The organism is Vibrio hibernica, assembly GCF_015223435.1.
Classification (GTDB): domain Bacteria; phylum Pseudomonadota; class Gammaproteobacteria; order Enterobacterales; family Vibrionaceae; genus Vibrio; species Vibrio hibernica.
Map to the genome: position 1 here is coordinate 1 of NZ_VHKO01000056.1, position 13867 is coordinate 13867.

Below are 13867 nucleotides of genomic sequence, written 5' to 3' on the forward strand. Positions count from 1 at the left end.
TAGGAGCGCCGTTCAGGATCTCCTACAACGATTTGAGACTCAATGTACTGTAGGGATTCCGTATCTTCTTCGCTTAGGCTCATGTACGAAATGACGTGTTAGGGTTATGAGCCTAGCCTATTACTCTCATTGATAAATCCATCGCTTTATTATTCCGTCATCGCTGAAAGCGACGTAGGAGCGCCGTTCAGGATCTCCTACAATGATTTGAGACTCAATGTACTGTAGGGATTCCGTATCTTCTTCGCTTAGGCTCATGTACGAAATGACGTGTTAGGGTTATGAGCCTAGCCAACCACTCTCATTGATAAGTCCATCGCTTTTAGGTGCTTAGTTAATGCGCCCACTGAAATGTAGTCGACTCCGGTGCTGGCGTATTCGTTTAAGGTTTCAATCGTAATATTACCTGAGTTCTCTAACGCGGCGGGACCCGATTCTAAACCTTGTTCTTGGCCTATTTTTTTATTGAGCTCTACTGCTTCAATCATCATGGCTTTGGTGAAATTATCCAGCATCACAATATCGGCCCCTGCGCGGATCGCGCGCTCTAATTCTTGCAGCGATTCAGTTTCGACTTCAACTGGTTTGCCGGGGTTGAGATCTTTTGCGGTTGCGATGGCTTTTTCAATGCCGCCACAAGCGATGATGTGATTTTCTTTAATGAGATAAGCATCAAAAACACCAATACGATGATTAAAACCGCCACCACAAGTCACTGCATATTTGAGAGCGCTGCGCAGGCCTGGAATGGTTTTACGCGTATCAAGTAAGCGGCAATCGGTGCCTTGTAATTCTTTTACATATTGAGCGGTTAATGTGGCGCAACCAGATAGCGTTTGAATAAAGTTCATGGCATTACGCTCACCGGTTAATAGCGCGCGTGAAGGGCCAGTTAAGGTGCATAAAGTTTGGTTTGGTTCAACTACATCGCCATCGGCCACATGCCATTTGATTTGAACTTCACCACCTAATTGTTTGAATACTTCATCAGCCCAGGATTGACCACAAAAAACGCCGTTTTCACGAGTAATGATGGTGGCGGTATTGGTGGCATCGGCTGGGATCAAGCTGGCGGTAATATCAGCATTAGGATCAAGCGTGCCGCCAAGATCTTCTTTTAATGCATCACTTACCATTCGAGTGATTTGCTCCGGCAGTTGTTGTTTTAGATATTCAAGGCGAGATTGTGAATCGTGAGTGCTTTTCATGCTGACGAGATCCTATTGAAAAAGGGAGTAGAATGAGAGGCTATTATGATACTTCAATTTTGCCCTTTGGTTCTATACCCGTCTTACTTGAAGCTGCAGCTTTGTTGACAGCGCTTACTCACCCCAATCACTTAGGCAAACTAAGCTTATGGGTCTTCGCTCACTTGTCGCCTCACTGCAACTCCAATTACTTTGGGTGTAGCGTTAGGTAAATCCGATAAATAAAAAGATGAATCATGATGCAGTGCAGCAAATTTATTGACTTCATTTTACTTTGAGACAGAATTAATTGACTCATTACATAAGGATTCATCATGCTTATCATTTCCGATCATTGGCTAAAAGGCATAAAACAGATCCCATCGCCATTTTTTGATGAGCGTCCAGATCACTCTCCGATTTCATTGCTGGTGGTACACAATATTAGTTTACCTCCAGGTGAGTATGGCGGTCCGTATGTTGAGCAATTTTTCACGGGCAAGCTCAGTCCTGATGAGCATCCATTTTTTAAGGTGATCCACAATATGGGCGTATCGGCGCATTGTTTTATTCGTCGCGATGGAGAAGTGATCCAATTTGTGCCGTTTAATGCTCGGGCTTGGCATGCAGGAAAATCAAGCTTTGCTGGTGTGGAGCGTTGTAATGATTATTCGATAGGCATAGAGCTTGAAGGAACTGATTTTGATGCTTACAGCGAGGCGCAATATCAAGCATTAGTCAGCGTGACTAATGCGATCATGAGATCCTATCCTGATATCACTTTACCTCGAATTACTGGGCACCAATATATTGCGCCATTACGTAAAACCGATCCTGGGTTAGGATTTGATTGGCGACGTTTTCGGACGATGCTAGCAGTGTGATGTTTGTCTTCAATATTGAAAGCGTTTTCTGAGTGTTAAGGCTCATTTATCTTTTTAAATGGGTTAAATAATGGTAATAAAACGGCGTTACCTTTCTTCTCTATTTACTTATTTCTAATCGATTTTTTGCTTATAAGAGGTCGATTTTGATCACGCATCCTATAAAAAATATAAACACAAAATCTAAAATACTCATAAAGAGGTGTTTTGTGTTTGGCTTTTATTAAATGGTATTACCAATGTTATTAGTGTTTTAAAGTTAAATTGTTAATTCGTAGTTAACACCAAGTCCGTTCTATGATTTGAATCAAGTTTTGACTAGACAGCGGCGTTAGGATTCTGTAAAATTTCGTACTCTTGGTAATTGGTATTACCAATTTACATCCAACTTAGTGGGACAAGATTGCATTATGGCTTATCAACGAATTCGTCAGCCAAAACTTTCTGATGTGATTGAACAGGAATTAGAAAGGCTGATTGTCGAAGGTACACTTGCACCGGGGCAACAATTGCCACCAGAGCGTGAACTAGCCAAACAGTTTGATGTGTCTCGTCCTTCAATTCGTGAAGCGATTCAGCGCTTAGAAGCAAAACGTTTACTGACACGTAAACAGGGTGGCGGAACTTTTGTAAGTGGTGCTTTATGGACGTCTTTTTCTGAACCGCTGCTAGAATTGTTATCGACACATCCAGAAACACAACTCGACTTATTAGAATCTCGCCATGCAATGGAAGGGATTTCAGCTTATTTTGCAGCGCTGCGTGGAACCGAAGAAGACTTCAAACATATCTCTGAATGTCAGCGTAATGTCGAAATAGCCATTGAAAATAAAGATATTAAACAAGAATCTAGCGCGGTCATGAAGGTGCTTATTGCCATCTCTGAAGCGGCTCATAACGTGGTATTACTCCATATTATTCGTAGCCTTGCTCCTTTGTTAGAACAAAATGTTTTACAGAATTTAGAATTACTTCATCGTCGTGATGAAGTGGTAGAGAAGGTGAGTGATCACCGTGCCAATATTGTTCAAGCGATCCTTGACCGCGAGCCAGAAAAAGCTCGTAAAGCCTCGCATGCACACTTGGCTTACATTGAAGAGACTTTGTTGGATTTGACTCGAGAAGAGAGTCGACGCGAGCGTTCGTTACGCCGAATTCAACAAGCCAATGAATCTTAAGGCCGGTTAATTAGTTAGCTTGTCTCATAAACCAACAGAAGGATAGATCGCCATGTCTGAAGTCATGAATAATGACGTTGATGCACTGGAAACTCAAGATTGGCTAGAAGCCCTTGAATCAGTGGTACGTGAAGAAGGTGTGGAACGCGCTCAATACTTATTAGAGCAAGTTCTTGATAAAGCACGTTTAGGTGGTGTTGATATGCCAACCGGCATTAACACAAACTACATAAACACCATTCCGCCAACGCAAGAAGCGGCTTACCCTGGTGATATCACCATTGAGCGTCGTATTCGTTCGATCATTCGCTGGAATGCCATCATGATCGTATTGCGTGCATCGAAAAAAGATTTGGATCTTGGCGGCCACATGGCGTCTTACCAATCTGCGGCTTCTTTCTACGAAGTTTGTTTTAACCATTTCTTCCGTGCTCCAAATGCAACGGATGGTGGTGATTTAGTTTATTACCAAGGCCATATCTCTCCAGGGATTTATGCGCGTGCATTTGTTGAAGGTCGTTTGACTGAAGAACAACTAAACAACTTCCGTCAAGAATCAACCGGTAACGGCTTGCCTTCTTACCCGCATCCAAAATTATTGCCTGAATTCTGGCAGTTCCCAACGGTATCAATGGGCTTAGGTCCAATGTCTGCTATCTATCAAGCTCGCTTCTTGAAGTACTTGAATGGTCGTGGCCTTAAAGATACGACCAACCAACGTGTTTACGCGTTCCTTGGTGATGGTGAAATGGATGAGCCAGAATCACGCGGTGGTATTTCTTTCGCTTCTCGTGAAAATCTGGATAACTTATGTTTCCTTATCAACTGTAACTTACAACGCCTTGATGGCCCAGTTATGGGTAATGGTAGCGTTATTCAAGAACTTGAAGGTCTGTTCAAAGGCGCAGGTTGGAACGTTATTAAAGTTATCTGGGGTAGCAATTGGGATGCTCTACTTGCGAAAGATACCACAGGTAAATTACTGCAATTGATGAACGAAACCGTCGATGGCGATTACCAAACCTTTAAATCAAAAGATGGTGCTTACGTTCGTGAACACTTCTTTGGTAAATACCCTGAGACAGCGGCGCTTGTTGCTGACATGACGGATGACGAAATCTTCGCGCTTAAGCGTGGTGGTCATGATTCATCTAAACTATTCTCTGCATTCAAATCTGCTCAAGAAACCAATGGTAAGCCAACGGTTATTCTGGCTAAAACTGTTAAAGGTTACGGCATGGGCGAAGCAGCTGAAGGTAAGAACATTGCACACGGCGTGAAGAAAATGGACATGACACATGTTCTTTATTTACGTGATCGTTTAGGTCTGCAAGACATCTTGTCTGATGAGAAAGTAAAAGAGCTTCCTTATCTAACTCTTGAAGAAGGTTCTGCTGAGCACACTTACTTACATGCTCGTCGTGATGCGTTACATGGTTATACACCTGTACGTTTACCTAAGTTTACTCAAGAATTCAAAGTGCCTGAATTGGCTGATTTTGATTCTTTATTAACAGAACAAAAACGTGAAATTTCAACTACGATGGCATTTGTTCGTATGTTGAATATTCTGATTAAAGATAAGAATATTGGTAAGAACATTGTTCCTATCGTTGCTGATGAAGCACGTACTTTTGGTATGGAAGGTTTATTCCGTCAAATCGGTATTTATAACCACCAAGGTCAAGAATATACGCCAGAAGATCGCAGCTTAGTGTCTTACTATAAAGAAGACACATCAGGTCAAGTTCTACAAGAAGGTATCAATGAGTTAGGTGCTATGTCTTCATGGGTTGCTGCGGCGACTTCATATAGCACCAACGATCTTCCAATGATCCCATTTTACATTTACTACTCTATGTTCGGCTTCCAACGTGTTGGCGATATGGCGTGGATGGCAGGTGACCAACAAGCTCGTGGCTTCCTATTAGGTGCTACTGCTGGTCGTACAACGCTAAATGGTGAAGGTCTACAGCACGAAGATGGTCATAGTCACATTCAAGCTAACCTGGTTCCTAACTGTGTTTCTTACGATCCAACGTTTGCTTACGAGTTAGCCGTTATTATGCAAGATGGTATCCATCGCATGTATGGTCCTGAGCAAGAGAATGTGTACTATTACTTAACAGTGATGAACGAAAACTACCACATGCCAGCCATGCCAGAAGGTGCGGAAGAAGGCATTCGTAAAGGTATCTACAAGTTAGAATCTTACGAAGGTGCGAAGGGTAAAGTTCAATTGATGAGTTCTGGTACTATCATGAACGAAGTCCGTAAAGCTGCAAAAATCCTAAGCGATGACTACGGTGTGGCTTCTGATGTGTTCTCTGTGACTTCTTTCAATGAATTGACTCGTGATGGTCAAGATGCTGAGCGCTTCAACATGCTTCACCCAGAAGCAGAAGAAAAAGTGTCTTACATCTCAACAGTTCTTGGCTCTGAGCCAGCAATCGCTGCAACGGATTACATGAAAAATTACGCAGAACAAGTTCGTGCTTACATGCCATCTGAGTCTTATAAAGTACTTGGTACTGATGGCTTTGGTCGTTCAGATAGCCGCGACAACTTACGTACTCACTTTGAAGTGAATGCGGCTTATGTTGTGGTTGCAGCTCTGACTGAACTTGCAAAACGTGGCGATATTGAAAAATCAGTGATTGTTGAAGCAATTGCTAAATTCAACATCGACGCAGATAAAATCAACCCGCTATACGCATAATCCAATTGATTGCAGTGATCTAAATGATCGCTGCAATCAATCTTTTAATAGGAAAGAATAATGACAATCGAAATTAATGTACCTGACATTGGTACCGATGAGGTTGAAGTAACAGAGATTCTTGTTAGCGTTGGCGACAAGGTTGAAGAAGAACAGTCTCTTATTACCGTTGAAGGCGATAAAGCTTCAATGGAAGTACCGGCTCCTCAAGCGGGTATCGTAAAAGAAATCAAAATTAACGTGGGTGATTCAGTGTCTACTGGTTCATTCATTATGATCTTTGAAGCAGAAGGCGCAGCGGCTCCAGCAGCAGAAGCACATAAAGCTGAGTCTGCTCCAGCCGCCGCTCCAGCTGCAGCAGAACTAAAAGAAGTTCATGTTCCTGATATCGGTGGTGATGAAGTTGAAGTCACTGAAATCATGGTTGCGATTGGTGATAGCATTGAAGAAGAACAATCTCTTCTTACTGTTGAAGGGGATAAAGCTTCAATGGAAGTACCAGCACCTTTCTCGGGTGTTCTAAAAGAAATTAAAATCAACGTTGGTGATACCGTTTCAACGGGTTCATTAGTCATGATTTTTGAAGTCGCTGGCTCTGGTTCTGCTCCAGCAGCACCGGCCGCTGAGCAAGCTGCTCCCGCTCAAGCAGCAGCACCTGCTGCGTCTGCTTCTAAAGAAGTGAACGTGCCAGATATCGGCGGTGATGAAGTTGAAGTGACTGAAATCATGGTTGCGGTTGGCGATACAGTAGAAGAAGAGCAATCTCTTATTACTGTTGAAGGCGACAAAGCATCAATGGAAGTTCCTGCACCATTTGCTGGCGTAGTAAAAGAAATTAAGATTGTGGCTGGCGATAAAGTGTCAACTGGCTCTCTTATTATGGTATTCGAAGTCGCTGGCGCAGCACCTGCACCACAAGCATCGGCTCCAGCTCAAGCAGCAGCTCCTGCACAATCAGCACCAAAAGCCGCGGCTCAAGCACCTGCTTCAACGGGTGATTTCCAAGACAACAACGAATATGCGCACGCATCTCCTGTCGTTCGTCGTCTTGCTCGTGAGTTTGGTGTTAATCTTGCTAAAGTAAAAGGTTCTGGTCGTAAGAGCCGTATCCTGAAAGAAGATGTACAAAACTTTGTGAAAGAAGCGCTGAAACGTATTGAGTCTGGTGCTGCGGCATCGGGTAAAGGCGATGGCGCAGCTCTTGGTCTACTTCCTTGGCCAAAAGTGGATTTCAGCAAGTTTGGTGAAACTGAAGTACAGAAACTTTCTAAGATCAAGAAAATTTCAGGTGCTAACCTGCATCGTAACTGGGTAATGATCCCGCACGTTACACAGTGGGACAATGCTGATATCACTGCATTAGAAGCGTTCCGTAAAGAACAAAATGCAATTGAAGCAAAACGCGATACTGGCATGAAAATCACACCTCTTGTGTTCATCATGAAAGCGGTTGCGAAAGCATTAGAAGCCTTCCCATCGTTTAACTCTTCTCTTTCTGATGACGGCGAAAGCATCATCTTGAAGAAATATGTGAACGTTGGTATTGCGGTTGATACGCCAAACGGCCTAGTAGTTCCTGTATTCAAAGATGTAAACAAAAAAGGCATTTACGAATTATCAGAAGAACTGGCTGTGATTTCTAAGAAAGCACGTTCAGGTAAGTTAACGTCTTCTGATATGCAAGGTGGTTGTTTCACTATTTCTAGCCTTGGTGGTATCGGCGGTACTGCGTTTACTCCAATCGTGAATGCACCAGAAGTAGGTATCCTTGGGGTATCTAAATCTGAAATTAAGCCTGTATGGAATGGTAAAGAGTTTGAACCACGCCTGCAGCTTCCACTTTCTCTTTCTTACGATCACCGCGTGATCGATGGTGCAGAAGGTGCGCGCTTTATTACTTACCTAAACAACTGTCTGTCTGACATCCGTCGTTTAGTGTTGTAATTGAATGAAAATAGGGTGGCCAAGCAGCCACCTTATTTTTTATACATTTCGGCTTATTGCATCGAAAACCAGTATGGAAAAAAGTGCGATAAGACTCAAAAAGATAAAGAATGTTGTCTAGCTCACAGGCTAACGTGAATGACTTTTCAGACCGCTAACAACTCGATAAACTATTGTTAATTCTGAATTCGGTAATTCACACTCACTTGTTGTCATTAGAATATTTATTATTCTGAATTATTAAAGTGAGAATCGTCAGCTTGTCAGGGATAATGACTATAACGAGGTCAAAATGAGTAAAGAAATTAAAGCCCAGGTTGTGGTACTTGGTGCAGGTCCTGCTGGATACTCAGCAGCATTCCGCTGTGCAGATTTAGGTTTAGAAACTGTTATTGTTGAGCGTTACAGTTCACTTGGTGGTGTTTGTCTAAATGTGGGTTGTATCCCATCAAAAGCATTATTACACGTATCTAAAGTCATCGAAGAAGCAAAAGCAATGGCAGCGCACGGCGTTGTATTTGGCGAGCCTCAAACTGATATCGACAAGGTTCGTTCTTGGAAAGATAAAGTTATTACTCAACTTACTGGCGGTTTAGCTGGTATGGCAAAACTGCGTAAAGTAACAGTGGTAAATGGTTTCGGTAAATTTACTGGTGCCAATACACTTGAAGTTGTTGGTGAAGAAACAACAACTGTCACTTTTGAGAACGCGATTATTGCAGCGGGTTCTCGCCCGATTAAACTGCCTTTCATTCCGCATGAAGACCCACGTATTTGGGATTCAACTGACGCACTAGAATTGAAAGAAGTACCTAAGAAACTGCTTGTTATGGGCGGCGGCATTATCGGCCTTGAAATGGCGACGGTATACCACTCTCTAGGTTCACAAATTGATGTAGTTGAAATGTTTGACCAAGTGATCCCTGCGGCTGATAAAGACGTAGTGAAAGTGTTCACTAAGCAAATCAAAGATAAATTCAACTTAATGCTTGAAACCAAAGTAACGGCTGTTGAAGCGAAAGAAGATGGTATCTACGTTTCAATGGAAGGCAAAAAAGCGCCAGCAGAAGCTGAACGTTACGATGCGGTTCTTGTTGCTATCGGCCGTGTTCCTAATGGCAAGCTAATGGACGCAGAAAAAGCGGGCATCGAAGTAGATGAACGTGGTTTTATCAACGTTGATAAGCAAATGCGTACTAACGTTTCTCATATTCATGCTATCGGTGACATCGTTGGTCAACCAATGTTGGCTCACAAAGGTGTGCATGAAGGCCACGTGGCAGCAGAAGTTATTTCGGGTAAGAAGCATTACTTCGATCCTAAAGTTATTCCTTCGATAGCTTATACCGAACCAGAAGTTGCGTGGGTTGGTAAAACTGAGAAAGAAGCGAAAGCGGAAGGCATTAACTACGAAACCGCTACTTTCCCTTGGGCTGCATCAGGTCGTGCAATCGCTTCTGATTGCGCTGAAGGCATGACTAAGCTTATCTTCGATAAAGACACTCATCGTGTTATCGGTGGTGCTATCGTGGGTACTAACGGTGGTGAATTGCTAGGTGAGATTGGCCTTGCGATTGAAATGGGTTGTGATGCAGAAGATCTTGCATTGACAATTCACGCTCACCCAACGTTGCACGAGTCTGTTGGTATGGCCGCTGAAATATTTGAAGGGACTATTACAGACCTTCCAAATGCGAAGGCAGCAAAGCGTAAAAAATAATAAAGCGGAATTCGTCACTTGAAAGTTTGAGTGACGAATAAGCATAAAAAAGGCCGTATGATCTTCGCGATCATGCGGCTTTTTTTGTTAAGAGTTAAAATTGATGTTATCTCGGAAATGAAGAACGAAATCTAATCTTTATCTTTATAAATACACAACATATCTAAGAAACTGCTGACGAGCTTGGTTAAATATTCTTTATCTGGTCGGCGGTTAGCTTGTACAAAGACGGAGTAGCAAATACCGTGGAATAATTTAGCGATATTACTTGGGCTATGATCACCACAAAGTTCACCATTTTTTATGGCGTTACTGAATATCTCACGGAAGTATTTTTGGTGTTCGCTGTGGGTGGAAACAAATAATGGCCAAACTTCTTCACGTGTTGATGTGCTCCATTCAAACCAAATCTTAATCCACTGAGTATCTTTTAGAACGAGATCAACCAAGTTGTTAGAAAGATTCGAAAGATTTTTTTTTACAGGCAGTGTGGTATCGATATTTTCTTTGACGAAATAAGAAAACTGCTGCTCTACATTAGTTAGAACTTCATCAACTAAATCTTCACGAGTGGGAAAGTAATTAAACACAGTAGCAACAGACACTTGGGCGACGTCGGCGATATCAGCATGACCTCCTCGTCCTATGCCTCGCTTGGCAAATACTTCGATAGCAATTTCTAATAGTTGTAGTTTTCTTTTTTCAGGGGACAGCCTCGTCCTTGAGCGTCTGGTCAGTAATTCCATATCTTAATCCTAGCTAAAATAAACAGGTGAAATATTAATTGATTGTTATAGTTGTTATGTGAATGAGTGTACCGCTGTCTATTTGAGAGTCAATCTGAATAAAATTCATACAGACTGGGCTGTGTTTGGTGAAAAAGTTAACGAATACGCCTAGCAATGGTAGAATGTGGCCTTTGTTAATTTTACTGGCATTATTTCAGTTATTATTAATAACGATAAAATCTAACTATTGAGAAAGATATGAAACATACAGTTGAAGTAATGATCTCTGAACAGGATGTGCAAGATCGAACAAAAGCTTTAGGTAAATCTATTGCTGAGCATTATCAAGGATCTGAAAATCTGGTTGTGATTGGTTTATTACGTGGTTCATTTGTCTTTATGGCTGATTTATCACGAGCTATTGGTATGAATCATAAGATCGATTTTATGACGGCATCAAGTTACGGCAATAGCATGACGAGTACGCGCGATGTCCGTATTCTTAAAGACTTAGATGATGACATTAAGGGAATGGATATTTTACTCGTTGAAGATATTATCGATACTGGTAACACTTTAAGTAAAGTATGCGAGATTCTAAGAATTCGTGAACCAAATTCTATTCAGATTTGTACATTGCTTGATAAGCCCTCTCGTCGAGAAGTCGAAGTTGATGCAAAATGGATTGGTTTTGAAATTCCCGATGAGTTTGTGGTTGGTGTCGGAATTGATTACGCACAAAATTACCGTTACTTGCCTTACATTGGTAAAGTAGTACCACAAGAGTAGGTTTTCTTTTTAATTGAAACGACAGTAATGCTAGGTAGGGTATTCTTACTTGTGATACTCAATATGACTGATGATCATTGGAATGGCTGCTAATGATTGAGTATGATTACTGGGCTTAAATAATAAAAAAAGAGCGATTATCAATATCGCTCTTTTTTTATCAGTCATACTTGCAGATTTTTATTTTACGTAGACTACCTAATGATTTTATCGAGATTATCCTCATTTAAAATCTTAGCAATTGAAGCTTGATGAGAGATCTCTAAGCTTTCGCTACTATGGCAGCGAACACCTAAATCTTTCAGTACGCCATCACCTATACCGTAGCACCAGCCATGGATTTGCACTTTTTGACCACGTTTCCAAGCTTGTTGAATAATGGTTGAATTACCTAGGTTATAGGTTTGCTCTGCGACATTAATTTCGCATAATTTATCAGACCATTGTTCTTTAGGGAATTGACCAAGCCAATTACGGTGTTTTAAATATAAATCTCGAATGTGGAGTAGCCAATTATTGATTAGCCCAAGATTAGGATTATCAATGGCAGCTTGAACGCCACCACATCCATAATGACCACATATAATGATGTGCTTGACCTTTAAAACGTCAACTGCATATTGCACAACAGACAGGCAATTTAAATCAGTATGTATAACTTGGTTGGCGACGTTGCGGTGGACGAATAACTCTCCGGAATGCAGACCGGTGAGACGCTCTGCTGGAACTCGGCTATCGGAACAGCCTATCCATAGATATTCTGGATGTTGAGATTGTTCTAATGTGTTAAAAAACTCGGGACGTTCAGACTTGATTTTTTCTGCCCATGTTGAGTTGTTTTTAAATAATTGTTTTATATCTGGCATGTTACATTCCTCGTTAACCTGCTTTACTATACACAAAATCGTCAAAGATCAAATCCGATTTGTGAACTTTTGTTACCAAATGAATAAAAGATAAATTATGTATGCATTAGAAATAAAAGACTTGCGTAAGATCTATGCGGGTGGAGTGGAGGCCTTAAAAGGGGTCTCACTTAATGTTAAGAAGGGTGACTTTTATGCCTTGCTTGGACCTAATGGTGCCGGTAAATCGACGACCATTGGCGTGATTAGCTCACTGGTGAACAAGACATCAGGCCAAGTAAAAGTGTTTGGTCATGATATCGATACTGCTCTGGTTAAAGCTAAATTACAGCTAGGCTTAGTACCGCAAGAATTTAACTTCAACCCTTTTGAAACCGTTCAGCAAATCGTGATGCAGCAAGCGGGTTACTATGGTGTTTCTGTTGAGCTTGCTAAAGTACGGGCTGAAAAGTACTTAACTCAACTCGATTTGTGGGAAAAACGTGATGAACGTGCTCGTAACTTATCCGGAGGTATGAAACGCCGTTTAATGATTGCGCGTGCGCTAATGCATGAACCTCAACTGTTGATTCTTGATGAGCCGACCGCTGGTGTGGATATTGAGTTACGCCGCTCTATGTGGGAGTTCTTAAAACAAATTAATCAAGAAGGCGTTACGATTATACTGACGACTCATTACTTGGAAGAAGCTGAAATGCTGTGTCGTAATATCGGCATTATTAATAGCGGTGAAGTGATTGAAGATACCTCGATGAAAGCGTTATTAAATAAGCTGACTGTCGAAACTTTTATCTTAGATATCGTTGAAACCGAGCAGCCACCAAAACTGGAGCAAGCGAGAATTACTCATTTTGATCCCACGAGTTTGGAGGTGGAAATAGATAAAACCCAAGGCTTAAGTAAAGTGTTTGAACAGTTAACGGCGCAAGGAATAGAAGTGCTTTCTATGCGTAATAAAGCGAATCGTTTAGAAGAACTATTTGTCACTATTGTTCGTAATGGAAAAAAGGGTAGCGACAATAAAAGTGAACCAGTGCAAGGAGATTCAAAGTAATGGCAGAGTTATATTGGACGGCTTTTAAAAGTTTAGTCAGTAAAGAAATTCGTCGTTTTATGCGAATTTGGGTGCAAACGATCGTACCACCAGCCATTACGATGACACTGTATTTTATTATCTTTGGTAATTTGATTGGTTCACGCATTGGACAAATGAACGGCTTTAGCTATATGGAATATATTGTCCCTGGCCTTATTATGATGTCCGTCATTACCAACTCGTATTCGAATGTGGCATCTTCATTTTTTAGTGCTAAATTTCAAAAAAATATTGAAGAATTACTGGTTGCTCCAGTGCCGCATCACATCATCATTCTTGGCCATGTGATGGGGGGGGTTGTTCGTGGGTTGATGGTCGGTGTTTTAGTCACATGTGTATCGATGTTCTTTGTTGATCTTCATATTCATCACTGGTTTATCATTATTTCGATTGTATTTTTAACCTCGATTGTATTCTCACTTGGAGGGCTAATTAATGCGGTATTTGCTACGACGTTTGATGATATTTCAATTATTCCAACCTTTGTGTTAACGCCATTAACCTACTTGGGCGGTGTATTTTACTCAATTAATTTATTACCTGAGTTTTGGCAAGGTGTGTCTAAAATCAACCCGATCGTGTATATGGTTAATGCCTTCCGTTACGGATTTTTAGGCGTGTCGGATGTAGGAATTGTGACATCTTTTAGTGTATTGTTCGTATTTATTGCCGTGATGTACGCACTTGCCTATAGCTTGATTTCAAGAGGGGTTGGGCTTAGAAGCTAGCTTTTTTAAATTTATGATCTTCAGTGTT

11 protein-coding genes are annotated in these 13867 nt (G+C 41.4%); 8 read left to right on the plus strand and 3 right to left on the minus strand.

The window, feature by feature from the left end; genetic code table 11:
* Nucleotides 1-287: 287 nt before the first annotated feature.
* Nucleotides 288-1208: a carboxylating nicotinate-nucleotide diphosphorylase gene (gene nadC, locus FH976_RS13640; protein WP_194091386.1), complete on the minus strand. Its 921-nt coding sequence runs from the start codon at nucleotides 1206-1208 to the stop codon at nucleotides 288-290.
* Nucleotides 1209-1522: 314 nt separating this feature from the next.
* On the opposite strand from nadC, the gene ampD reads away from it, so the two are divergent.
* From ampD to lpdA, 5 genes are all read left to right on the plus strand, one after another.
* Nucleotides 1523-2071, plus strand: a complete 549-nt coding sequence (gene ampD, locus FH976_RS13645) for a 1,6-anhydro-N-acetylmuramyl-L-alanine amidase AmpD (RefSeq protein ID WP_194091387.1) — start codon at nucleotides 1523-1525, stop codon at nucleotides 2069-2071.
* A 410-nt stretch (nucleotides 2072-2481) separates the two neighbouring features.
* Nucleotides 2482-3249 (plus strand): pyruvate dehydrogenase complex transcriptional repressor PdhR, encoded by a 768-nt coding sequence (gene pdhR / locus FH976_RS13650; RefSeq protein ID WP_194091388.1) that lies wholly within the window; start codon nucleotides 2482-2484, stop codon nucleotides 3247-3249.
* Between the two features lie 52 nt (nucleotides 3250-3301).
* Entirely contained in the window at nucleotides 3302-5968 is a 2667-nt protein-coding gene (gene aceE, locus FH976_RS13655) for a pyruvate dehydrogenase (acetyl-transferring), homodimeric type (RefSeq protein ID WP_194091389.1), read from the plus strand.
* A gap of 60 nt (nucleotides 5969-6028) precedes the next feature.
* Nucleotides 6029-7912 carry a pyruvate dehydrogenase complex dihydrolipoyllysine-residue acetyltransferase gene (gene aceF / locus FH976_RS13660; protein WP_194091390.1) on the plus strand — a complete coding sequence of 628 codons (1884 nt, stop codon included), beginning with the start codon at nucleotides 6029-6031 and terminating at the stop codon, nucleotides 7910-7912.
* 292 nt (nucleotides 7913-8204) lie between these two features.
* Entirely contained in the window at nucleotides 8205-9632 is a 1428-nt protein-coding gene (gene lpdA / locus FH976_RS13665) for a dihydrolipoyl dehydrogenase (RefSeq protein ID WP_194091391.1), read from the plus strand.
* A gap of 131 nt (nucleotides 9633-9763) precedes the next feature.
* Here the strand turns inward: lpdA and FH976_RS13670 are convergent, their stop codons facing one another.
* Nucleotides 9764-10378 carry a TetR/AcrR family transcriptional regulator gene (locus tag FH976_RS13670; RefSeq protein ID WP_194091392.1) on the minus strand — a complete coding sequence of 205 codons (615 nt, stop codon included), beginning with the start codon at nucleotides 10376-10378 and terminating at the stop codon, nucleotides 9764-9766.
* A gap of 240 nt (nucleotides 10379-10618) precedes the next feature.
* Here FH976_RS13670 and hpt point away from each other — a divergent pair, with 240 nt between their 5' ends.
* Nucleotides 10619-11149: a hypoxanthine phosphoribosyltransferase gene (gene hpt / locus FH976_RS13675; protein ID WP_194091393.1), complete on the plus strand. Its 531-nt coding sequence runs from the start codon at nucleotides 10619-10621 to the stop codon at nucleotides 11147-11149.
* 194 nt (nucleotides 11150-11343) lie between these two features.
* On the opposite strand, the gene can is transcribed toward hpt, so the two are convergent.
* Nucleotides 11344-12015 (minus strand): carbonate dehydratase, encoded by a 672-nt coding sequence (gene can, locus FH976_RS13680; protein WP_194091394.1) that lies wholly within the window; start codon nucleotides 12013-12015, stop codon nucleotides 11344-11346.
* A gap of 97 nt (nucleotides 12016-12112) precedes the next feature.
* Here can and FH976_RS13685 point away from each other — a divergent pair, with 97 nt between their 5' ends.
* Nucleotides 12113-13069, plus strand: coding sequence for an ABC transporter ATP-binding protein (locus FH976_RS13685; RefSeq protein WP_194091395.1), 957 nt, complete (start codon nucleotides 12113-12115; stop codon nucleotides 13067-13069).
* Complete coding sequence (locus FH976_RS13690) at nucleotides 13069-13839, plus strand: ABC transporter permease (RefSeq protein WP_194091396.1); 771 nt, start codon at nucleotides 13069-13071, stop codon at nucleotides 13837-13839. The genes FH976_RS13685 and FH976_RS13690 overlap by 1 nt, the downstream gene beginning before the upstream one ends.
* The last annotated feature ends 28 nt before the right edge of the window (nucleotides 13840-13867 follow it).